The sequence below is a fragment of the Bacillus sp. 7705b genome (genome assembly GCF_002289525.1).
GTDB lineage: Bacteria > Bacillota > Bacilli > Bacillales > Bacillaceae > Bacillus > Bacillus halotolerans.
The window spans coordinates 118,434-140,912 of record NZ_NSDH01000033.1 but is presented as its reverse complement, the minus strand read 5'-3'; the positions used below and the strand labels follow the sequence as shown (position 1 = coordinate 140,912).

General features: G+C 45.6%; 26 protein-coding genes. 19 read left to right on the top strand and 7 right to left on the bottom strand.

The window, feature by feature from the left end; translation table 11 throughout:
* Positions 1-11: 11 nt before the first annotated feature.
* Positions 12-641: a YhcN/YlaJ family sporulation lipoprotein gene (locus CJU60_RS13295; RefSeq protein ID WP_095714002.1), complete on the bottom strand. Its 630-nt coding sequence runs from the start codon at positions 639-641 to the stop codon at positions 12-14.
* A gap of 112 nt (positions 642-753) precedes the next feature.
* Between CJU60_RS13295 and CJU60_RS13290 the strand changes: the two genes are divergently transcribed.
* Genes CJU60_RS13290 through nucF form a run of 3 tightly spaced genes read left to right on the top strand, consistent with a single transcriptional unit; the run spans position 754 to position 2,288 of the window.
* Positions 754-1,029, top strand: a complete 276-nt coding sequence (locus CJU60_RS13290) for a YutD family protein (RefSeq protein ID WP_003228682.1) — start codon at positions 754-756, stop codon at positions 1,027-1,029.
* 24 nt (positions 1,030-1,053) lie between these two features.
* The gene (locus CJU60_RS13285; protein ID WP_024122732.1) at positions 1,054-1,488 is read left to right on the top strand and encodes a DUF86 domain-containing protein; all 435 of its coding nucleotides are present in this window, start codon (positions 1,054-1,056) and stop codon (positions 1,486-1,488) included.
* A 29-nt stretch (positions 1,489-1,517) separates the two neighbouring features.
* Complete coding sequence (nucF, locus tag CJU60_RS13280) at positions 1,518-2,288, top strand: 5' nucleotidase NucF (protein WP_095714001.1); 771 nt, start codon at positions 1,518-1,520, stop codon at positions 2,286-2,288.
* A 26-nt stretch (positions 2,289-2,314) separates the two neighbouring features.
* On the opposite strand, the gene CJU60_RS13275 is transcribed toward nucF, so the two are convergent.
* Positions 2,315-2,815: a phosphatidylglycerophosphatase A family protein gene (locus CJU60_RS13275; protein ID WP_024122730.1), complete on the bottom strand. Its 501-nt coding sequence runs from the start codon at positions 2,813-2,815 to the stop codon at positions 2,315-2,317.
* A 153-nt stretch (positions 2,816-2,968) separates the two neighbouring features.
* Here CJU60_RS13275 and cotNH point away from each other — a divergent pair, with 153 nt between their 5' ends.
* From cotNH to CJU60_RS13250, 5 genes are all read left to right on the top strand, one after another.
* On the top strand, positions 2,969-3,982 hold the full coding sequence (gene cotNH / locus CJU60_RS13270) for a spore coat-associated protein CotNH (protein WP_095714063.1): 1,014 nt from the start codon (positions 2,969-2,971) through the stop codon (positions 3,980-3,982).
* A 204-nt stretch (positions 3,983-4,186) separates the two neighbouring features.
* Complete coding sequence (locus CJU60_RS13265; protein WP_095714000.1) at positions 4,187-5,488, top strand: homoserine dehydrogenase; 1,302 nt, start codon at positions 4,187-4,189, stop codon at positions 5,486-5,488.
* The gene (thrC, locus tag CJU60_RS13260; protein ID WP_024122727.1) at positions 5,488-6,546 is read left to right on the top strand and encodes a threonine synthase; all 1,059 of its coding nucleotides are present in this window, start codon (positions 5,488-5,490) and stop codon (positions 6,544-6,546) included. Before CJU60_RS13265 ends, thrC begins: the two co-directional genes overlap by 1 nt.
* A complete protein-coding gene (gene thrB / locus CJU60_RS13255) occupies positions 6,543-7,472 on the top strand; it encodes a homoserine kinase (protein ID WP_095713999.1) in 930 nt (309 codons plus the stop codon). The genes thrC and thrB overlap by 4 nt, the downstream gene beginning before the upstream one ends.
* 108 nt (positions 7,473-7,580) lie before the next feature.
* The gene (locus CJU60_RS13250; protein WP_095713998.1) at positions 7,581-9,557 is read left to right on the top strand and encodes a S9 family peptidase; all 1,977 of its coding nucleotides are present in this window, start codon (positions 7,581-7,583) and stop codon (positions 9,555-9,557) included.
* A gap of 39 nt (positions 9,558-9,596) precedes the next feature.
* Here CJU60_RS13250 and CJU60_RS13245 read toward each other — a convergent pair whose 3' ends face one another.
* On the bottom strand, positions 9,597-9,932 hold the full coding sequence (locus CJU60_RS13245; RefSeq protein ID WP_174754433.1) for a NifU family protein: 336 nt from the start codon (positions 9,930-9,932) through the stop codon (positions 9,597-9,599).
* A 101-nt stretch (positions 9,933-10,033) separates the two neighbouring features.
* On the opposite strand from CJU60_RS13245, the gene CJU60_RS13240 reads away from it, so the two are divergent.
* On the top strand, positions 10,034-10,360 hold the full coding sequence (locus tag CJU60_RS13240) for a YuzD family protein (RefSeq protein ID WP_024122724.1): 327 nt from the start codon (positions 10,034-10,036) through the stop codon (positions 10,358-10,360).
* A 20-nt stretch (positions 10,361-10,380) separates the two neighbouring features.
* Here the strand turns inward: CJU60_RS13240 and CJU60_RS13235 are convergent, their stop codons facing one another.
* Positions 10,381-11,448: an NAD(P)/FAD-dependent oxidoreductase gene (locus tag CJU60_RS13235; protein WP_024122723.1), complete on the bottom strand. Its 1,068-nt coding sequence runs from the start codon at positions 11,446-11,448 to the stop codon at positions 10,381-10,383.
* Between the two features lie 263 nt (positions 11,449-11,711).
* On the opposite strand from CJU60_RS13235, the gene CJU60_RS13230 reads away from it, so the two are divergent.
* From CJU60_RS13230 to CJU60_RS13215, 4 genes are all read left to right on the top strand, one after another.
* Positions 11,712-11,948: a YuzB family protein gene (locus tag CJU60_RS13230; RefSeq protein WP_010331736.1), complete on the top strand. Its 237-nt coding sequence runs from the start codon at positions 11,712-11,714 to the stop codon at positions 11,946-11,948.
* A 136-nt stretch (positions 11,949-12,084) separates the two neighbouring features.
* Positions 12,085-13,299 (top strand): NupC/NupG family nucleoside CNT transporter, encoded by a 1,215-nt coding sequence (locus CJU60_RS13225; RefSeq protein WP_095713997.1) that lies wholly within the window; start codon positions 12,085-12,087, stop codon positions 13,297-13,299.
* Positions 13,300-13,421: 122 nt separating this feature from the next.
* The gene (gene dapF / locus CJU60_RS13220; protein ID WP_095713996.1) at positions 13,422-14,276 is read left to right on the top strand and encodes a diaminopimelate epimerase; all 855 of its coding nucleotides are present in this window, start codon (positions 13,422-13,424) and stop codon (positions 14,274-14,276) included.
* Positions 14,277-14,354: 78 nt separating this feature from the next.
* Positions 14,355-14,717: a HesB/IscA family protein gene (locus CJU60_RS13215; RefSeq protein WP_095713995.1), complete on the top strand. Its 363-nt coding sequence runs from the start codon at positions 14,355-14,357 to the stop codon at positions 14,715-14,717.
* A gap of 53 nt (positions 14,718-14,770) precedes the next feature.
* Here the strand turns inward: CJU60_RS13215 and guaC are convergent, their stop codons facing one another.
* Complete coding sequence (guaC, locus tag CJU60_RS13210; RefSeq protein WP_095713994.1) at positions 14,771-15,751, bottom strand: GMP reductase; 981 nt, start codon at positions 15,749-15,751, stop codon at positions 14,771-14,773.
* A 279-nt stretch (positions 15,752-16,030) separates the two neighbouring features.
* On the opposite strand from guaC, the gene CJU60_RS13205 reads away from it, so the two are divergent.
* The gene (locus CJU60_RS13205) at positions 16,031-16,171 is read left to right on the top strand and encodes a hypothetical protein (RefSeq protein ID WP_024122719.1); all 141 of its coding nucleotides are present in this window, start codon (positions 16,031-16,033) and stop codon (positions 16,169-16,171) included.
* Positions 16,172-16,211: 40 nt separating this feature from the next.
* Here CJU60_RS13205 and yumC read toward each other — a convergent pair whose 3' ends face one another.
* Positions 16,212-17,210, bottom strand: a complete 999-nt coding sequence (yumC, locus tag CJU60_RS13200; protein ID WP_024122718.1) for a ferredoxin--NADP reductase 2 — start codon at positions 17,208-17,210, stop codon at positions 16,212-16,214.
* A 329-nt stretch (positions 17,211-17,539) separates the two neighbouring features.
* On the opposite strand from yumC, the gene CJU60_RS13195 reads away from it, so the two are divergent.
* The 4 genes from CJU60_RS13195 to CJU60_RS13180 all read left to right on the top strand — a co-directional run bounded on the left by CJU60_RS13195 (position 17,540) and on the right by CJU60_RS13180 (position 20,212).
* Positions 17,540-18,760, top strand: coding sequence for an NAD(P)/FAD-dependent oxidoreductase (locus CJU60_RS13195; RefSeq protein ID WP_049809958.1), 1,221 nt, complete (start codon positions 17,540-17,542; stop codon positions 18,758-18,760).
* Positions 18,761-18,934: 174 nt separating this feature from the next.
* Positions 18,935-19,078, top strand: a complete 144-nt coding sequence (locus tag CJU60_RS13190; protein WP_024122716.1) for a YuiA family protein — start codon at positions 18,935-18,937, stop codon at positions 19,076-19,078.
* 50 nt (positions 19,079-19,128) lie between these two features.
* Positions 19,129-19,449, top strand: coding sequence for a YuiB family protein (locus tag CJU60_RS13185; protein WP_024122715.1), 321 nt, complete (start codon positions 19,129-19,131; stop codon positions 19,447-19,449).
* Positions 19,450-19,552: 103 nt separating this feature from the next.
* Complete coding sequence (locus tag CJU60_RS13180) at positions 19,553-20,212, top strand: 3D domain-containing protein (RefSeq protein WP_095713993.1); 660 nt, start codon at positions 19,553-19,555, stop codon at positions 20,210-20,212.
* A 32-nt stretch (positions 20,213-20,244) separates the two neighbouring features.
* On the opposite strand, the gene CJU60_RS13175 is transcribed toward CJU60_RS13180, so the two are convergent.
* Positions 20,245-20,721, bottom strand: coding sequence for a divergent PAP2 family protein (locus tag CJU60_RS13175; protein ID WP_044158979.1), 477 nt, complete (start codon positions 20,719-20,721; stop codon positions 20,245-20,247).
* A 155-nt stretch (positions 20,722-20,876) separates the two neighbouring features.
* Between CJU60_RS13175 and CJU60_RS13170 the strand changes: the two genes are divergently transcribed.
* A complete protein-coding gene (locus CJU60_RS13170; RefSeq protein ID WP_095713992.1) occupies positions 20,877-22,379 on the top strand; it encodes a leucyl aminopeptidase in 1,503 nt (500 codons plus the stop codon).
* Positions 22,380-22,479: the final 100 nt, after the last annotated feature.

The following is a 22,479-nucleotide window of genomic DNA, read 5'->3' as shown; positions in this document are numbered from 1 at the left end:
AAAACGCCAGATCATCTGGCGTTTTTGTCATTCCTATTCGTTTCCTTGTCCTGGCGTGTTTCTCCATTGGCATTTTCGTTTTCCGAGACAGGGCTTCCTTGCGGGGAGATTTTCATTTCTTGTATCGTCCCCGACATGATGTCTCTGACATCTCTTGAACCAGAACCGAGATTGCTGTAATTTTTGATGGCCTGCATGTGATTTGGATTGTCGGAAATGTACACATGATAGTAACGCGGAATCACCGAAACCGCCGTTTTTTTCACTTGATCAGCTGTCAGCTCACGGTTTTTCGAATCGGTTTTGTACACGACAAGCGCTTCTTGGTCAGTGACAAGCGCTGCGGCATCTTGAATATGAGGGAGCTGAACCGTTAAGCTTGATATAATGTGAGCGGTTTCTTCACGGGCTGGCGCCGGTGTCTCCTGCTGTTCGCCGTCAAATTGTTCTTTTTGATAGCGGACATAACCAAACTGTTCATTCTCATCATGCCTGTTAAAAGCTTCATTGCGGTCAGATACATGAATGGGCCTGGTTTCATTTTGATGCTGGGCATTCTGTTCAGCGTTATTGAGTCCTGCGCCTCCGCATCCGGATAAAAGCCCGGTCATCAGGCAGAGGCTGACAGCAGTTCGCTTCATTTGTAATCCCTCCTCATGTGTAGGGTAGCCAAATCACACGAATTATTCTTTAGCAATTGATGGGGACGGGGCAATGAATTATGATAGGAATGAGTGAAAAAGAGGTGAGATCATGATTCTTATTCAAAATGCCGAATTTGAGCTGGTGCACAATTTCAAAGACGGCTTCAACGAAGAGGCTTTTAAAGCCCGTTATTCCGATATTTTAAATAAATACGATTACATTGTGGGAGACTGGGGATACGGCCAGCTCAGGCTCAAGGGCTTCTTTGACGACCAGAATCAAAAGGCGACCTTTGAAACGAAAATCAGCACATTGGACGAATACATTTACGAATACTGTAATTTCGGCTGTGCGTATTTTGTCTTAAAACGGATCAGAAAATAACCATTACACAAAGGGGATGCTGTCATGTATTTTGTTGACAGAAACAAGATAGAGCATACACTCGGGTTCTTCGAGCGTCAGCTGGAGCTGTTTCATTCGCAAACAGACTGGAAATCCGAGATCGAGGGGCTCGCGCTTGAACGCATCGGCCACCTGTTAATCGAATGCATTCTCGATACAGGAAATGACATGATTGACGGTTTTATTATGCGGGACCCGGGCAGCTATGATGATATCATGGACATACTGGTTGATGAAAAAGTCGTAACGGAAGAAGAGGGGGCAGAGCTGAAGCAATTGATTGCGTACCGAAAAACATTGGTTCAGCAATACCAGCTCGCTGACAGTGCAGAGCTTTACAAGCTGATCACCGCGCATCTAGCGGTCCTTCAAGTCTTTCCGAAACGAATCAGAAGCTACTTGGAAACAGAGCTGGGCCCTGTTTCCGCGTTTAAATAACGACAGGAAAGCCACAGGAGTGTTTAAAAATGAAAACATATAAAGGATATCTAATTGATTTAGACGGAACGATGTACAACGGCACAGAAAAAATCGAGGAAGCGTGTGAATTTGTCAGAACGCTGAAAGATCGCGGCATTCCTTATCTTTTTGTGACAAACAACTCTTCCCGCACACCGAAGCAGGTGGCGGACAAGCTGGTCTCTTTTGACATTCCGGCAACAGAGGAGCAGGTTTTTACGACAAGCATGGCGACTGCCCAGCATATCGCCCAGCAGAAAAAAGACGCGTCTGTGTATGTGATCGGGGAAGAAGGAATTCGCCAGGCGATTGAAGAAAACGGCCTGACCTTTGCAGAGGAAGAGGCAGACTTTGTTGTTGTCGGAATTGACCGCGGGATTACATACGAAAAACTTGCCGTCGGCTGCCTCGCAATCAGAAATGGCGCCCGCTTTATTTCCACAAACGGTGACATTGCCATACCGACTGAAAGAGGCCTCCTGCCGGGCAACGGTTCACTGACCTCTGTGATAACCGTATCCACAGGCGTGCAGCCGGTATTTATCGGCAAGCCGGAATCCATCATCATGGAGCAGGCGATGCGTGTTCTCGGCACTGATGTATCCGAAACACTTATGGTCGGCGACAACTACGCGACTGACATTATGGCAGGCATTAATGCAGGGATGGATACGCTGCTTGTCCACACAGGCGTAACGAAAAGAGAGCATATGACAGACGATATGGAAAAACCGACTCACGCTATTGATTCTCTGACTGAGTGGATTCAACATATATAAAAAAGGGCGCCCCAAAAGGGTGCCCTTTATTCTGTATGCCGCGCGCGGTGTGCAAGCCTGCTGGAGGCCGCAGCGGAAATGGCGCCGACAATGTCATCAAGAAATGTATGGCATTCGCCGGTTGATTTATCATTTAAACGGCCGAGGATACCGGGTTTTTCTTTGTCGATGTAGCCATAGTTTGTAAACCCGATGGACCCGTAAATATTCACGATGGAAAATGCCAGAACTTCATCTACTCCATATAGGCTTTCATCTATCTCCAGCATCGTTTGCAACGGTTCAGACAGTTTTTTCTGCTCAGCAAGAACGTCCAATTCAATGCCCGTTAAAATCGCGTTTTGCACCTCACGCTTTGCGAGGACCCGATTCACATTCAACGTGCATTCATCCATGGTTAAATCCGGATGATATTTTTTCTGCAGAAAAAAGACAAGCTCGGCAATATCGGATACCTCAACGCCGCGCTCCTTCATCCGTTCTCTTGCTTTGGCTTCCATCTGACTGATTTGTTCTTTATCTGACATCAACTTCACCCAATCTTTTTTTACTAGTTTATACAAAACGTACGAGATGTTTACGACTTTTTCTTGCTCCTTCGTCGGATTAAAATATGTATTCATAATTCCGCCTGTGTATGACTACGATGTGATGAGCCCTAATTCAACAGGCAGGTGATCATTGTGAAAGGCACAATAAAAGAAAAATACGGCATTCATATCCGGCAGCTTTCAATGTATCAGCATACGTATCAATGCTTTCAAACACCGAATTCCTTCTTTTTGATTGTTCCCGTTTCCCATTTTTCAGATGAGGAGCTGGCGGAGCTTTATTACATGAGTCAGTATTTACAAGAACAAAGTGACCCATACGTTTCCGTTTTTATCTTTACAAAAGAAGGCGAGCTGACCTTTGAACATGAAGGAAAAACGTACGCCCTGCTGAAGGCGGCTCCTCCTTTTTCAAACCGGGCATTTTCCATAGGGACAGAACTGGCGGAGTTTCATCGAAAGGGCAGAGGATACCCGTACGAAGTGAAGGAGGCCGGAAGAATCGGGCAGTGGAAAGACCTGTGGGGAAAACGCATTGATCAGCTTGAAGCGTTTTGGCAGCGAAAGGTTCATACCCCTCCGCACGAGCCCTTTGATAAAAAAATGATTGAATCGTTTCCATATTATTTAGGACTGTCAGAAAACGCGATTCAATATTTAGTCGATACTGAGCTCGATGACAAACCGCAAGCAGCTGATTCAGGAACAATATGCCATCAGAGGATGGAAAGAAATACGTGGTCTTCTGAATCCCTAATCAGGATTCCGGCTGACTGGGTATTTGACCACGCTGCACGCGATTTAGCCGAATATATGAGACACACATTTTTGCATCATCGTGATGATTTTAACCGGCAGGGCTTTCGCTTTTTGCAGGAATACGAGCAAATCACACCGCTGTCTTCATTTTCGAAGCGTCTTTTGTACAGCCGTCTCCTTTTTCCGCTTCATTATTATGAAATCGTGGAAGGCTACTATATTTCTTCAGAATCGGAAAAGCACTATTATGAAGAGCAGCTCGACTACATTCTCAGCGATTCGGGCTATGAACAATTTCTGAATGCCGTCCAGGAGTTTATGAACATGAGAGCGCAGAACATTTTTGTTCCCCCTGTCAGCTGGCTCGGAAAGGGCGGCTTGTAAGGAAGGAGAAAATCTGACAAAAATAATTAGAAAATAAAGAATCTTGTCATATCAATTGGTTAAGCGTTTACATTCGCAAAATTCAGCAGATTGTTGTCTTGTCAAAACAGAAATGGGCTTATATAATATTTGTAACTTATATGTCTGTGTTGAGTTAACAATTGTCTCTCTTGAGAGGACAATCCGAAGAAGGGTGGAGTTTTTTTGAAAGCAATTCGTGTAGGGCTTTTAGGCTTAGGTACCGTCGGAAGCGGTGTCGTTAAAATTATTCAAGACCATCAGGATAAGCTGATGCATCAGGTTGGCTGTCCAATTACAATAAAAAAAGTGCTTGTGAAAGATTTAGAGAAAAAAAGAGAAGTAGATTTGCCGAAGGAAGTGCTCACGACAGAAGTATATGATGTGATCGACGATCCAGATGTTGATGTCATCATCGAGGTGATCGGCGGTGTTGAGCAGACAAAGCAATATTTGCTTGACGCTTTGAAATCGAAAAAACACGTTGTCACGGCAAACAAAGATTTAATGGCCGTGTACGGTTCTGAACTGCTAGCTGAAGCAAAGGAAAATGGCTGTGATATTTACTTCGAAGCCAGCGTTGCTGGCGGGATTCCAATTCTTCGCACATTAGAGGAAGGCCTCTCATCAGACAGGATTACTAAAATGATGGGAATCGTAAACGGAACAACGAACTTTATCTTAACCAAAATGATTAAAGAGAAAAGCCCTTACGAGGAAGTGCTTAAGGAAGCGCAGGATCTCGGGTTTGCCGAAGCTGACCCGACTTCAGATGTGGAAGGGCTCGACGCCGCACGGAAAATGGCAATATTGGCGCGTCTCGGCTTCTCAATGAACGTCGATCTGGAAGATGTCAAAGTGAAGGGGATCTCCCAGATTACAGACGAGGATATCAGCTTCAGCAAACGCCTCGGCTACACAATGAAGCTGATCGGAATTGCCCAGCGTGACGGCAGCAAAATTGAAGTCAGCGTTCAGCCGACGCTGCTTCCAGATCACCATCCGCTTTCTGCCGTGCATAATGAATATAACGCCGTCTACGTGTATGGCGAAGCTGTCGGAGAGACGATGTTCTATGGCCCGGGAGCGGGAAGCATGCCGACAGCCACATCAGTTGTGTCTGACCTGGTTGCTGTCATGAAAAACATGCGTCTCGGCGTAACCGGCAACAGCTTTGTTGCGCCGCAATATGAGAAAAACATGAAGTCGCCGTCCGATATTTATGCACAGCAATTTTTGAGAATTCACGTGAAGGATGAGGTAGGCTCATTCTCGAAAATCACGTCTGTGTTCTCAGAACGGGGCGTCAGCTTTGAGAAAATTCTTCAGCTGCCGATTAAGGGGCATGATGAGTTAGCAGAAATCGTCATCGTCACACACCACACATCAGAAGCTGATTTCAGTGATATCCTGCAAAACTTAAATGATTTGGAAGTCGTTCAAGAAGTCAAAAGCACATATCGTGTAGAAGGGAACGGTTGGAGCTAATGTGGAAAGGACTTATCCATCAATATAAAGAGTTTTTACCCGTAACGGATCAAACACCGGCGCTTACGTTACATGAAGGCAATACGCCGCTCATTCATTTGCCGAAGCTGTCTGAACAGCTCGGGATTGAGCTCCATGTCAAAACAGAAGGCGTAAACCCTACTGGATCTTTTAAAGACCGCGGGATGGTCATGGCGGTGGCAAAGGCGAAAGAAGAAGGCAACGACACGATTATGTGCGCGTCAACCGGAAATACATCAGCGGCTGCGGCTGCTTATGCAGCCCGCGCCGATATGAAATGTATTGTCATCATCCCGAACGGGAAAATCGCGTTTGGCAAGCTCGCTCAAGCAGTCATGTACGGAGCTGAAATCATTGCGATCGACGGCAACTTTGACGATGCCCTTAAAATTGTCCGTTCAATTTGTGAAAAATCACCGATCGCGCTTGTCAACTCGGTCAACCCTTACCGCATCGAAGGCCAAAAAACAGCTGCCTTTGAAGTATGCGAACAGCTGGGCGAAGCACCGGACGTTTTGGCGATCCCGGTCGGAAATGCGGGAAACATCACAGCGTACTGGAAGGGCTTCAAAGAATATCATGAGAAAAACGGCACTGGCCTTCCGAAAATGCGCGGTTTTGAAGCGGAAGGTGCGGCTGCGATCGTCCGCAACGAAGTCATTGAAAACCCGGAAACAGTGGCAACAGCGATTCGTATCGGAAACCCGGCAAGCTGGGATAAAGCTGTAAAAGCGGCTGAGGAGTCCAATGGGAAAATTGACGAAGTCACTGACGATGAAATTCTTCATGCGTATCAGCTGATTGCCCGTGAAGAAGGCGTGTTTGCAGAACCGGGCTCCTGCGCATCTATTGCAGGTGTGCTGAAACAAGTAAAATCCGGAGAAATTCCGAAAGGCAGCAAGGTTGTGGCTGTGTTAACAGGGAACGGGCTGAAAGACCCGAACACAGCGGTCGACATTTCTGAAATGAAGCCGGTCACCCTGCCGACTGATGAAGACAGCATCCTCGAATACTTAAAAGGAGCGGCCCGTGTATGAACGATGCCGACATGCTGTTCTCTGTCACTGTTCCAGGAAGCACGGCTAACCTAGGCCCCGGCTTTGATTCAGTCGGAATGGCGCTCAGCAGATATTTGAAGCTGACCGTCTTTGAAAGCGATCAATGGTCTTTTGAAGCTGAAACAGAAACAGTCGCCGGAATTCCGGCGGGTACAGATAATATGATCTATCAAGTGGCGAAACGGACGGCAGATATGTACGGAAAAGCAATGCCTCCTGCACATGTGAAAGTGTGGAGCGACATCCCGCTTGCACGAGGTCTTGGAAGCAGTGCTGCGGCCATAGTGGCGGCTATAGAACTGGCAGACGAATTATGCAGTTTAAAGCTCTCCGAAGCGGACAAGCTGCATTTAGCCAGCCTTGAAGAAGGACATCCGGACAATGCAGGCGCTTCTCTCGTCGGCGGGCTTGTGATCGGACTGCATGAAGACGACGAGACGCAAATGATCCGCGTGCCGGATGCCGACATTGATGTTGTGGTTGTCATTCCTTTTTACGAGGTGCTGACAAGAGACGCGCGGGACGTGCTCCCGGCAGAGTTTCCATATGCAGACGCTGTAAAAGCCAGCGCCGTCAGCAACATTCTCATCGCGGCGATCATGTCAAAGGATTGGCCGCTCGTCGGAAAAATCATGAAAAAGGATATGTTCCATCAGCCGTATCGGGCGATGCTTGTCCCGGAATTGTCTAAAGTGGAGCATGTTGCCGAGATGAAAGGCGCTTATGGAACTGCCCTCAGCGGAGCGGGCCCGACGATTCTCGTCATGACCGAAAAAGGAAAAGGAGAAGCGCTGAAAGAGCAGCTCGCACTTCATTTCCCGCATTGTGAAGTCGACGCTTTGACCGTTCCGAAAGAGGGAAGTATAATAGAGCGAAATCCTTTCTATCAAGTGAAAAGTGTATAGTTCATTCCAAGCGTTCCTCAGTATCAGCGGAGGACGCTTTTTTTCTTCCTGATATAAAGGGATTTTTATTTAGAAAAACGAAATACATGTAAAAAGGAGGAGATTGATATGAAAAAGCTGATGACCGCCGAAGATATGACAGCCATTGTCTCGGTGACAGACCCTCAATACGCCCCGGACGGCAAGCGTGCGGCTTATGTGAAGTCACAAGCAAACAAAGAGAAAGATTCATATACTTCAAATATATGGGTATATGATGCGGAAAGCGGCGCGTCCATTCCTTGGACACATGGAGAAAAGCGGAACACTAATCCTAGATGGTCTCCTGACGGACGTCAGATTGCGTTTGTTTCTGACCGTGATGGCGATGTGTCTCAGCTTTATATAATGAGCGCTGAAGGCGGTGAGGCAAAAAAACTGACTGATATTCCGTATGGCGTGTCTCAGCCGGTATGGTCTCCGGATGGAGAGTCAGTGCTTGTCACGGTCAGCCTGGGAGATGAAGAAAGTGTTTATGATCAAGAGAAAACGGAACCCGACAGCTTTGAACCGGTTGAAGTGCATGGTTTAGCCTATAAACGGGACGGAAAAGGGCTGACGAGAGGGGCGTATGCGCAGCTTGTGCTTGTCAGCGTGAAGTCTGGTGAGGTAAAACAGCTGACAAATGAAAAAGCTGACCACTTCGATCCGGCTTTTTCTCCTGACAGCAAATCTCTCGTTTTTTCAGCTAATTTGACTGAAACGGATGATGCCAGCAAGCCGCACGATGTCTGCTTGGTGTCGCTGGAGACTGAAGATCTCAAGCTGATTACCTCTCATCGCGGCTCATTCGGACCCAGCTCTTTTTCACCGGACGGAAGGTACCTTGCTTTGCTTGGGCATGAACAGGAATATCGGAATGCAACGCTAGAAAAAGCGTGGCTTTATGATATAGAGCAAGACCGCCTTACGTGTCTCACTGATATGCTGGACGTTCACTTAGCGGATGCGTTGATTGGAGACTCACTGATAGGAGGAGCTGAACAGCGCCCGGTTTGGACAAAAGACAGTCAAGGGTTTTATGTCATCGGCACAGAACAAGGCAGCACAGGAATCTATTATGTTTCTATAGAAGGACTCGTATATCCGATTCGGTTAGAAAAAGAATATATCAACAGCTTTTCCATTCATCCTGACGAACAAAGCTTTATTGCCAGTATGACAAAGCCCGACAGACCTAGTGAGCTATACAGCATTCCGCTTGGACAGGAAGAAAAACGGCTGACCGATGCGAATGACAAGTTTGTTGACGAGCACCTCATTTCGTTACCTGAAGACATTCAATATGTGACAGAAGACGGGATGACGGTGAACGGCTGGCTGATGAAACCTGCTCAGGCTGCAGAGGGCAAAAACTATCCGCTTATTCTCAATATACACGGCGGTCCGCATATGATGTACGGGCATACATATTTTCACGAATTTCAGGTGCTGGCGGCGAAAGGATATGCAGTGGTTTATGTAAATCCAAGAGGAAGCCATGGCTACGGACAGGAATTTGTGAACGCAGTCAGAGGGGATTACGGCGGAAAAGACTATCAGGACGTGATGCAGGCAGTGGATGAGGCGATCAAAAGAGACCCGCAGATTGATGCCGAGCGGATAGGGGTCACAGGCGGAAGCTACGGAGGCTTTATGACCAACTGGATCGTGGGGCAGACAAATCGTTTTAAAGCAGCTGTCACTCAGCGTTCGATTTCAAACTGGCTCAGCTTTCACGGCGTTAGTGATATCGGCTATTTTTTCACGGACTGGCAGCTTGAGCATGACATGTTTACCGATACAGAAAAACTGTGGGACCGTTCCCCTTTAAAATATGCGGCAAATGTGGAGACGCCCCTTTTAATTCTTCATGGCGAACGTGATGACCGGTGCCCGATTGAACAGGCTGAACAGCTTTTTATCGCCTTAAAAAAAATGGATAAGGAAACCGTGCTGGTCCGTTTTCCGAAAGCGACGCATAATTTGTCACGCAGCGGACACCCGGGACAGCGGATCAAGCGCCTGACCTATATAAGCTCATGGTTTGACCAATATCTCTCATAAAAAAAGCCAGGCTGATCAAATATCAGCCTGGCTGCTTTATTAAAAGACTTGTTCTACTTCAATTACACCCGGCACTTCTTCAAGAAGAGCGCGTTCAATTCCGGCTTTCAGCGTAATTGTTGAACTTGGGCAGCTGCCGCACGCGCCTAGAAGACGAAGTTTAACAATACCTTCATCAACGTCTACAAGCTCACAGTCACCGCCGTCACGAAGTAAAAACGGACGAAGTTTGTCCAGTACTTCCTGCACCTGTTCTTTCATTTCAACTTCAGTCATGACATTCGCTCCTTTCGTCGTCATAAAACCATTATATTCAGTGTAACAATAAAAATCTATTGTTTGGTTTGCAGAATTGCTCCCATTATTATAGCACATTCAGACTTGAACACAAAAACGGTTTTTTTCTATAAAAACGTCTTTTGTCTCTGTATACTTAATAGAAAGAATGTAACGCAGAGAAATGGGGGCACTTATCAATGACCAAAACAGTCATGCTCAGCGTATATGGGGCAGAAACCGTTTGTGCAAGCTGTGTCAATATGCCGACGGCTAAAGATACATATGAATGGCTTGAGGCTGCGCTGAAAAGAAAATATCCGAATCAGCCTTTTGAAATCCAATACATCGACATTTACGAGCCGCCTGACGTCGAAAACGTAAAACAGCTTGCGGAAAAAATCAGAAATGACGAATATTTTTATCCGCTCGTCCTCGTAGAAAATAAAATTGTCGGAGAAGGCAATCCGAAATTGAAGGATGTATATGAGGAAATGGAGAGATACGGTTATACAGAAAACCGCTGACTTCATCAGCGGTTCTGCTATTATCCGTTATGGTGTTTGTACATCCACAGCAAGCCGGATTTCAGCAAACGCGGAACACGGCCGATCAGCGGCCGGTCAGCAACAAGTCCGAAGCCGGCTTTTTTTCCGAGTGAACCTAAAACGCCTTTCAGCTTAAACTGAGGCATTGATTCAGGAAGGGCTTCACCATTCCAGCGTTTTTGCAATATTTGGACAATCTGTTCAGCTTGAGCTTCTGCCAGCTGGGCACTCGGTGCGTGAGGAAGGCTGGCACAATCTCCGACAACGTACAGATGTTCATCACCCGGGACATTGTGATGAGGGGTTAACACGACACGGCCTTGTGCGTCCTTTTCCACATCCAAGTCTCTGACGACTTTATTCGGCTGTATGCCGGCTGTCCATACGATGGCGTCTGCGGAAATTGCGTCATCGTGGTTATACACAACGCCTTCTTCTACTCTTGTGATATTTGCCCTGTTAATAATGCGGACACCGTGCTCTTCGAACCATTTTTGCACATATTTGCTCAAACGCTCGGGAAAGCTTGATAAAATGAGATCTCCGCGGTCAAACAAAATAATGTTCAGATCGTCACGGCTTTCTCTTAATTCACTTGCAAGTTCAACGCCGCTAAGGCCTGCTCCGACAATGGCAACAGTCGCTTCGGCGCATAAGTTGTTCAGCTTTTGATAGGTTTCGCGGGACTGATCGATGGTTTGAATGCTGTAGGTGAATTCGGGCGCTCCCGGCACGTTATGATATTTATCCTCGCAGCCGAGCCCGATCACTGCGTCATCGTAAGAAATCGGTTCGCGGTCATGAAACAGCACTTGTTTTTGTGCAATATCAATTGATGAAATATCGCCGTACTCGACATCCAGGCGAGGGTGCTCTGGGAACGTCACTCTGATATGGTGGTCAGAAATTGTGCCTGCGGCAAGGGCATAATATTCTGTTTTTAAGCAGTGATAAGGATTTCTGTCAATTAACGTGATTGAAACATCATGAGGCAGCTGGTTGGGCAATAAGCGATGAAGAACACGCATGTTTCCGTAACCTCCGCCGATCAAGACCAATTTTTTCATTTGAATTCCCCTTTAACCCGAAGAGTATGATAGACACATTGATGAAAAATACGAACTTTGTAAAATAACATCTAGAATTATATCGAATTTGATCTAAAATCACAATATTAGTTTCAAAATAACCTACAAATTAGCCTTAAAACGCAAATTAGTAAAACGTTATTGCAGGAATGATATGTTACGATAATAAATTTTAATGCGTTCGTTGTCTTTGACGAATAGTGAAAAATTCGCGATAATGTTCATATGTGAGGTGAAACCGCATGAATCCAATGATTGAATTTTGTGTCAGCAATCTGGCTCACGGCTCTCAGGAAGCCCGAGCGATTTTAGAGAAAGATCCGAATCTGGATGTTCTTGAATACGGCTGTTTAAGCTATTGCGGGAAATGTATGGAATCACTATTCGCTCTAGTAAACGGAGAAGTCGTTACGGGTGAAACACCTGCTGAGCTTGTTGAGAATATATATACATTTATTGAAGAAAACCCAATGTTTTGAAGAAAAGGGCCTGTCTCAGGCCCTTTTTTATTTTGCGGTACAAAAGTACTGAAAAAATGTGTAGACATCAAAAAATATTATTGTTATCGTATAAAAGATTTGTTTTAAATAAATTTTAAGAGGTGTAGGTGTATTCATGAATGTTCTGTGGGGACTGCTTGGCGCAGTTGGGATAATCGCCATCGCGTTTTTATTTTCAGAAAAGAAAAGCAATATTAGAATAAGAACCGTCATCGTTGGTTTATGTATACAGGTGGCGTTTGGATACATCGTGTTGAAATGGGAAGCGGGACGCGCTGTTTTTTTATGGTTTTCAAGCCGTGTACAGCTTCTGATTGATTATGCGAATGAAGGCATCAGTTTCATATTTGGGCCGCTTTTAAAAGTCGGCGACAGCCCGGCGTTTGCTTTAAGTGTACTGCCTGTCATCATCTTTTTCTCAGCACTGATCGCAGTTCTATATCATTTAAAAATCATGCAGCTCATTTTCCGTGTGATCGGCGGCGGATTGTCGAAGCTTCTTGGGACAAGCAAGACGGAATCTCTTGCGGCTGCTGCTAATATTTTTGTAGGGCAATCGGAATCTCCTTTGGTGATCAGGCCCCTCATTGCAGGGCTGACACGCTCTGAACTGTTTACAATTATGACGAGCGGTCTATCGGCTGTTGCGGGTTCAACTTTGTTTGGCTACGCCCTTCTCGGTATTCCGATTGAATACTTGCTTGCGGCGAGCTTCATGGCTGCTCCCGCGGGTCTGGTTTTCGGGAAATTAATCATTCCTGAAACGGAAACGCCGCAAACAGTAAAAAACGATTTCAAAATGGATGAAGGCGAAGGAGCGGCCAATGTAATTGACGCAGCTGCAAAGGGTGCGTCAACAGGTCTGCAAATTGCGCTGAACGTTGGTGCGATGCTGCTTGCCTTCGTGGCATTAATCGCCGTGGTCAACGGTATTCTCGGCGGTGTTTTCGGCTTGTTCGGTTTAAAAGATGTCACATTAGAATCTCTTCTCGGCTATGTGTTTTCTCCAATCGCCTTTTTGATTGGTGTGCCATGGCATGAAGCGTTGCATGCTGGAAGCTTTATCGGCCAGAAATTAGTGCTGAATGAGTTTGTCGCTTATTCTAACTTCGGTCCGCACATCGGCGAGTTTTCTAAAAAAACCGCTACGATTATCAGCTTTGCGTTATGCGGATTCGCAAATTTCTCTTCGATTGCGATTATGCTCGGTACGCTTGGCGGTTTAGCGCCAAGCCGCCGCTCAGATATCGCACGCCTCGGGTTAAAGGCTGTTCTGGCGGGAACATTAGCCAATCTGCTGAGCGCGGCTATTGCCGGCATGTTCATATAAAAGATAAAAGCTCCTTGCGTCATTGCAAGGAGCTTTTATGTATGAAAAACGGGGGATAATTGTATTGTGTCCGTTTATAATAGCTTTTATACTAAGAAAAAGAGAAAAAGTTGGAGGCATCTATGAACTCATTTCGATTTACCAAAATGCACGGACTTGGAAACAGCTATATATACGTGAATCAATTTGAAGAACAACTGCCGGAAGAACAACTGTCTGAAATAGCGGTTCAAGTGTCTTCCGTTTATACAGGGATCGGCTCCGACGGTATGATCCTCATATGTCCTTCAGATCAAGCACCTGTCAAAATGCGGATTTTTAATAATGATGGGTCTGAAGGGAAAAACTGCGGCAACGGCCTGCGCTGCGTTGCAAAATACGCGTATGAGCATAAGCTGGTTGAGGAAACATCTTTTCTGATTGAAACCCTCTCCGGGCTTGTAAAAGCGGAAGTTCAAGCTGAAAACGGAAAAGTGAATGTTGTCACTGTCGATATGGGTGAACCGCGTCTGACAAAAGCCGAGCTTCCGATGCTTGGCGGCGGTGAGGAGCAAACCATTAATGAAACAATGACATTTGGCGAAGCTGAACTAAAAGGCACCGCGGTTTCCATGGGCAATCCGCATATCGTTTTTCCGATTGCCGATATTGAACAGGCACCGCTGACGACACTGGGACCGGTGATTGAAAAAGATCCAAGATTTCCGGAAGGTGTGAATGTCGAGTTTGTGGAAACCGTGAATGAGCATGAACTGCACTTCCGCGTGTGGGAACGGGGATCAGGCATCACACAGGCTTGCGGAACAGGCGCTTGTGCAGCGGCTGTCGCATCTGTTTTAAACGGCGTATCAAGACGAAATGAAGACATTACGGTTCATTTAGCGGGCGGAGATTTGGTCATTAATTGGAAAGAGAACGGCCATGTGATGATGACAGGTCCGGCAGAGACTGTTTGTGAGGGCGTCTATTTTTTATAAAACAGCTAGTTTGAGAAATGAGCCGATCAAGTTTATAATAAAAGACAACATCCGGTTTCTAAAAGGAGGTTCACATTAATGACCAACCCTGTAACAATTACAGAAGCAGCAGCTTTGCATATAAAAGATATGATGAAAGAGCATGAAGAAGAAAACGCGTTTCTGCGTGTCGGCGTTAAAGGCGGCGGCTGCAGCGGCCTTTCATACGGAATGGGCTTTGAGCATGAAAAAAGCGAAGCAGACAGTATGTTTGAGGAGCACGGCATTACTGTTCTCGTTGACAAAGAAAGCCTTGATATCATGAACGGCACTATTATAGACTTTAAGCAATCCATGCTTGGCGGCGGTTTTACCATCGATAATCCAAACGCCATCGCCTCATGCGGCTGCGGTTCTTCTTTCAGGACAGCGACGAATGCAGGTAAACCAGAAGAGTGCTAATAATAGAAAAAGCCAAGTCAAGCGGCGAGCCGCTGACTTGGCTTTTTTTATTTTTAATACTTATCTCCATTAAAAATCGAATTCTTCACGATGACATAATCCACATTGCGGATAGCCTCCAGCTTAGTTCCGCCAGCATAAGAAATAGAAGATTGAAGATCCTGTTCCATTTCAATCAGCGTATCCATGATTGCGCCTTTATGCTCTACGTGCATTTTTTTGCCTTCGACATTTTTCTTTTCGCCTTTTTGATATTCAGAGGCTGAGCCAAAGTATTCTTTGTAGAGCTTTCCGTCTTTTTCAATGGTTTGTCCCGGTGATTCCTCGTGTCCGGCAAATAGTGAACCGATCATGACCATGGTGGCGCCGAATCGAATTGATTTTGCGATGTCGCCATGGGTGCGGATTCCGCCATCCGCGATAATCGGTTTGCTGGCGGCTTTTGCGCACCAGCGCAGCGCGGCTAATTGCCATCCGCCTGTGCCGAAACCGGTTTTAATTTTCGTTATACATACTTTTCCCGGTCCGATGCCGACTTTTGTGGCATCCGCTCCGGCATTTTCGAGCTCTCTGACCGCTTCCGGTGTTCCGACATTTCCCGCGATGACAAAGCTGTCCGGAAGATGTTTTTTGAGGTGCTGAATCATCTCAATGACGGCATTGGAATGTCCGTGAGCGATGTCGATGGTCACGTATTCAGGGACCAGATTTTCTTCTGCCAGGTGACGGACAAATGCATACTCCTCATCTTTGACCCCAACGCTGATAGAAGAGAATAGGCCGCGTGCGTTCATGTCCTTTATAAAGTCAATCCGTTTTTCAGGTTCAAAGCGGTGCATCACATAAAAGTAGCCGTTTTCGGCTAATGAAACCGCAAGTTTCTCATCTATAATCGTCTGCATATTGGCAGGAACGACGGGCAATTTAAATGTACGTCCGCCTAAACGCACGGATGTATCACATTCAGAACGGCTGTTCACAATACATTTTGCAGGAATTAGCTGAATATCTTCGTAATCAAACACGTTTTCCATAGAATCCACTCCTAAATACGAATATTTATAATAAATATATATCAAACGTTCGCCTTGTATAATGTACTCTGTTTGAGAGAGGATGTCAAACGATTTATCTGATGATGGATGTGATCCAGGTGCGGAAGCTTGTCATTCAAGATGAGTTTGGGTATCATAGTCTTAACGAATGATCTCATAGAGCGGATGATAAAACGCTAATATATAAGTTCAGCACAGCTTGGTCCTACAGCACCAGGCTTTCTTTATGACATGGATATGTGAAAGGAGCGAGTGGAGATGACTCAAAACGAAGAACAAACACCGAAGTCCCAAAAGATCCAAGACCGCATTATCATGGCCACGATCTGGGTTGTAGCAGCCCTTGTGATTGCGCTGGTTATCGGAACTGCGATGAATTATATAAATATCTTTAAATAAAAAAGGAGCTGTGTCATCTTGACACAAACTCCTTTTTTTATTATTTATTTTCAAAAAGACTTGTAGAGTGCAGAGGCTGTACGCGAGCTTTCGGGTCCATATAAGCTTTCGCGTTGTTAACAGCTGTCGGTGCTTCGCCGAAGCCGCTTGCGATCAGGTTGACTTTTCCTTCGTATGTGCAAATGTCACCTGCTGCGAAGAAGCCTTCGATATTTGTTTCCATCGTTGATTTGACGACAATGGAATTTTTCTCAATTTCAAGTCCCCAGTTTTTAATCGGTCCAAGAGATGAGACGAAGCCGTAGTTGACAATTAAGTCATCGATTTCTAAAATCTCTTTGCGCTCGCCTTTCACTTCCTCGAGCACAAGCTGCTCGATTTTGTCTTCTCCGATGAGCTCTGTCGGAACAAATGGAGTCAGGACATTCACTTTAGATGCGTGAAGGTTTTCCACACTGTGCTCATGCGCGCGGAATTTATCACGGCGGTGAACGATGGAAACTTCTTTTGCGATTGGCTCAAGCATAAGCGCCCAGTCAACCGCTGAATCTCCTCCGCCCAGAATCGCAACGCGTCTGCCGGCGAATTTTTGTAAATCATCAACGAAGTAGTGAAGGTTTTTGCCTTCGTATTGTTCGGCTGTTTCAAGCTCGAGCTTTCTTGGTTTGAATGCGCCGTTTCCTGCTGTGATGATGACCGTTTTAGAGTAATGGGTTTCTTCGTTTGTCACAAGCTTAAACACGCCGTCTGCTTGTTTTTCAACAGATTCAACCGCTTGCTCTAAACAAATGGTTTGGTCGAATTTCGCCATTTGCTCTTTTAAGTTGTTCACTAGCTCTTGGGCGCGGATTTTCGGGAATCCTGCTACGTCATATATATATTTCTCAGGGTACAGGGCACTAAGCTGTCCGCCAAGCTGAGGCAGGCTTTCGATAATTTTGACGCTTGCCTGTCTCATGCCTCCGTAAAAAGCGGTGAATAAGCCGACCGGTCCCCCGCCTATAATTGTAATATCATAAACCTTTGTATCCTCTCGCATACGAAAATTGCCTCCTAAATGAAAATTGTTATTAATTATACCATATTGCTCTTAAAATTGACGAGTCAGCAGAAAAATTTGCGAGTGCATTGTATGCGCATTCATTCTTGATCATATGCCCGCGGGCCGATACGATAAGAAAAAAATGAATTCATCTTTTTTCTGAATGTTTCATGAACCAGCCGGATACACATGATAGTAGTGCTATGGGTGTGGACTTCACAAAAAACTTTTCAATATATTTCATAAAATCCTGCCAATAAGCTGAAGATAACACAAATGATGATTTTTATATGCGTCTAACAGAAAAAAAAGAGAAGGTGGATGTGATGGCATTGAATAAGCCCAAAATCGTGATTTTAGGTGCAGGTTATGGCGGATTGATGACAGTGACAAGGCTGACGAAGCATGTCGGTCCGAATGATGCTGATATTACGCTTGTGAATAAACACAATTATCATTATGAAACGACATGGATGCACGAAGCGAGCGCCGGCACGCTCCATCATGACCGCTGCCGTTATCAGATAAAAGATGTAATCAACCAGTCACGTGTCAATTTTGTACAGGATACCGTGAAGGCAATCAAAATAGACGAGAAGAAAGTTGTGCTTGCCAATGGAGAGCTGCAGTACGATTATTTAGTTATCGGCCTCGGAGCGGTACCTGAAACGTTCGGCATTAAAGGCTTAAAAGAATTTGCGTTTCCGATCGCCAATATCAATACATCTCGTGTGCTTCGGGAACATATTGAGCTGCAATTTGCGACTTACAACATCGAAGCTGAAAAAAGGCCGGACAGGTTAACAATCGTTGTCGGGGGAGCCGGGTTTACGGGTATTGAATTTCTTGGCGAACTGGCTGCCCGCGTGCCGGAGCTCTGCAAGGAGTATGACGTTGACAGAAGCCTTGTACGCATTATCTGCGTAGAAGCAGCGCCGACCGTATTGCCGGGCTTTGATCCCGAGCTTGTCGATTATGCTGTTCACTATCTTGAGGAGAATGGCGTTGAGTTTAAAATCGGCACGGCGGTTCAAGAGTGTACCTCAGAAGGAGTCACAGTCGGCAAAAAAGATGAGGAGCCCGAGCAAATCAAATCGCAAACAGTGGTGTGGGCGGCAGGTGTCCGCGGACATCCGATTGTGGAAGAAGCCGGCTTTGAAAATATGCGCGGCCGGGTGAAAGTCAATCCTGATCTTCGCGCGCCCGGACATGACAACGTGTTTATTCTCGGCGACAGCTCGCTGTTTATCAATGAAGACACTGACCGTCCTTATCCGCCGACCGCCCAAATTGCGATGCAGCAGGGAACTACGGTCGCTAAAAACATTGCAAAACTCATTAAGGGCGGCGAGCTTGAAGAATTCAAACCTGATATAAAAGGAACGGTGGCTTCTCTCGGCGAGCATAATGCGGTCGGAGTCGTGTACGGAAGAAAACTGAAAGGCACGCCGGCTTCTTTTATGAAAAAAGTCATCGATAACCGCTCGCTGTTTTTAATCGGCGGACTCGGACTCACACTGAAAAAAGGCAAATTTAAGTTTTTCTAAAAACCCGCTCTCCGCGGGTTTTGTTTTATTGAAAAACGTCAAAATAAAAAGAGAACAAGAGCAAAATAAAAATGTTTCCGCTTACATCAAAAGATTTGTCACATGATCTGACTTTATCATTGACAGCTTGGTATGGTATTATTATCTGAAAATTAAGAAAAAGGTGATGCTAAGATGAAAACCGCAACGACAACCGCTTCACAGGCATGCCCGTTTTGCTCAGGGAAAGGGTATTTTCAATTAATCCTCGGCGGTTCAGAAACTTGTCCGTCATGTCAGGGGACAGGTAAAGACAGTCATTCATTTTCCAGCCGTTGACTTTTTAAAAGCCCCCGCGGTACACTAAAAGTAACGCAGGGGGTGGGGTTTTGATTAGTCTGCCAGTCGTTATCATCTCAATTGTTTTATTTTTTGTTTTGTTTTTTGGAATCGGTTTCTTATTAAACATGCTGCTGAGAATGTCCTGGATTATGGCTGTGATTTATCCGATTGTATGCCTTTTTATAATCAGCAAGGAAAAGCTGATCAGCTATATCCAATCGCCAGGCGAATCCTTTGCCAGCCTGTTTCAGAGAATCGTATCGTTAGCTGCTGCAGATGTATTGATTTTAGCCAGCGGTCTGGCCGGCGCCATTGTCTCAGGCATAGCGATCAACATGCTCAGAAAAAGAGGATATCAGATGTTTTAATGCCGCTTTCTTTCTTAAGAAAGCTTTTTTTGTGCCTTCAGCGCATTCACCGTTTTGAATATTGCTCCCGCTATTTGGGAACAATGATTCGGAGGAGAGGTGAATAATGTTGAAAATGATCAGACGTTTGCTGATGGCCTGTTTATTTCTGCTCGCGTTTGCCACGACATATTTAGCCATATCAGGAGTAGAGGCGAAGGACTTATCAAAATGGGTGCAAGAAAATAATGAGAAGCACTCGAAGAACACAGGGCTGACATTAAAAGCATTGCAGCAGAAAAACGAAAAAACGATGTCCGCTGCAGCCAAAGCAAAAGACAAACCATTGGAAGAAGCCTTTGACTGGAACCAGTATCCAGCGCGAAAAGTAACGGCTACAGGCTATACAGCGGGAGTCGAATCGACGGGTAAAAAGCCTGGTGATCCATTATACGGGCTTACATATTCAGGTGTTAAAGTGAAAAGAGATTTATACTCTACGGTTGCCGCCGATCCATCCGTTTTTCCGATCGGCACCATTTTATTCATCCCGAACTATGGTTTGGGCGTTGTTGCGGACACAGGATCTGCCATCAAGGGAAACCGCATTGATCTGTACTTTGAAACCGTTCATGATGTCTACAATGAATGGGGCAAAAAAACCCTGGACGTGTATGTGATTAAGAAGGGGACCGGAAAAGTCACTGAGGATGAACTGGTAAAGCTTAATGAAACAAAATCATTGCAGGTGTTCAGAAATCAATACAAAACCGTGAAAGAATAAAACGCTCCAGCTGCGGCTGAAGCGTTATTTTTTTACAGAAAAAAGTATGCCAGTGCCAGTGTTAATAAAATTCCTGTCAATCCGCCAAAAAAGACCTCGATTGGCTGATGGCCGAGAAGCTCTTTCAGCTTTTTTTGTTTTTCTTTCTCTTCGGCTTTCGGGAAATCTTTTGCTTCATTCACAAAACGGTTAAAATCAATCACAAGTTTATTAATGACTGTTGCCTGCTCGCCGGCATGACGTCTGACGCCGGTTGCGTCAAACATGGTAATGACGGCGAAAATGGCTGAAACCGCAAAGAGAGAGGAACCTAATCCATGCTCTAAAGCTACGCCGGTAGAGAGCGCCGTAACAGCTGCGGAGTGGGAACTCGGCATGCCGCCTGTGCTTGTCACCAGCGACCAGTCCAGTTTTCTGGATACGATAAATTGTATCGGCACTTTAATGACTTGTGCAAAGATGATGGCAGCAAGGCTTGATAATAAAGGAAAATTCATAAAAAGTTCCATAGGCGACATCCTTTCTATATGAAAATCTTTCGTGTTACAAAAGAAAAAAGCAGGTCTTTGTCTGTTGTTTGATAAAATAAATGTAAGGAAAGAATGTTTTTCCTATTATACCATTGTTCATTACAAATACCCATTACGTTAGGAGTGTAAGCCTTATGTTTTATGCGGTTCAACAATTAGAGCATACTGAAACCCTAGTGGTCGGACTTTTTCAAAAAAGCCAGCTGACAGGCAAAGCAAAGGAAATTGATGAAAAACTGGAAGGCCATCTGACTCAGCTTCTGAAAGACGGTGATGTCTCTGCCAAACGGAATCAAGTATCAAAAGTATTCCCTCCGTCCTCCGCTGGTATGAAACGTATTTATTTCGTCGGTTTGGGAAGAGAGGCGAATTATTCATTTGAAGAGGCGAAGGAAAGCTTTGCCCATGTTTTTCAAGCCATTCATAAAGACAGAAAACAAGAGGCTGCCGTACTGCTTGACACATTTATTTGTGAAGAAGTTCCCGCAGCGGATGCCGCTCACGCATTAGCTGAGAGCTGCCTGCTTGCTTCTTATGAGGTGCAGGATTATAAGCACAAATCAAATGAGCCGGATAAACAGCTTGAATCCATCTATGCCGTCACAGATGAAGATACACAAGAAGTGCAGGCCGGTCTTCTTGTCGGCCGGGCATACGGGCAGGGCACAAATTCGGCGAGAACGCTTGTTAATATGCCGGGAAATATGCTGACAGCAACTGACTTGGCTTCTTATGCGTCCGAGCTTGCGGCGAAGTATGATTTTGAGTGTGAAATATTGGAGAAATCGGATATGGAAGAGCTCGGTATGGGCGCAATCCTTGCGGTAAACCAAGGCTCTGCCGAACCGCCCAAAATGATTGTCTTGAAGTATCAGGGCAAAAAGGAATGGGAAAACGTTATCGGGCTTGTCGGAAAAGGAATTACCTTTGACACAGGCGGTTACTCTATTAAAACGAAAACAGGAATTGTCGGCATGAAATCCGATATGGGAGGAGCGGCAGCGGTCCTTGGCGCAATGGAAACGATCGGCGAGCTTCGTCCGGAGCAAAATGTGCTGGCTGTCATTCCGTCAACCGACAACATGGTTTCAGGCGGAGCGATGAAGCCTGACGATGTCATCGTGTCATTAAGCGGAAAAACAATTGAAATCCTTAACACGGATGCAGAAGGAAGGCTTGTGCTTGCAGACGGCCTTACATATGCAAAACAGCATGGCGCGTCTGTACTTGTTGATGTGGCAACGCTCACCGGCGGCGTTGTTGTGGCATTGGGCACAGAAACAACCGGCGCCATGACAAATAACGAGAGCTTTTATCAGCGGGTGGCTGAAGCTGCGGAAGAGTGCGGTGAGGCCATCTGGCAGCTGCCGATTACAGAAAAGGATAAAAAACGTGTGAAAAACAGCCAAATGGCGGATTTAAACAATTCACCGGGACGGGAAGGCCATGCCATTATGGCAGGAACGTTTCTAGGTGAGTTTGCTGAAACGACTCCTTGGGTCCATCTTGATATTGCAGGCACAGCAACTTCAAGTAAAGCAAGCTGCTTCGGTCCGTCCGGTGCAACCGGCGTCATGGCAAGAACACTGGCTACGCTGGCAGAAAGATTCACAGCGGAAGAAGACGCAAAAGCATAATAAATATAGTCCTGCTGCGATTTCGCGGCAGGGTTTTTTTCTCCAAAATCTTTAGTTGACTAAAGTATTATGAATATGATAAGATACGTTCGTACTTTAT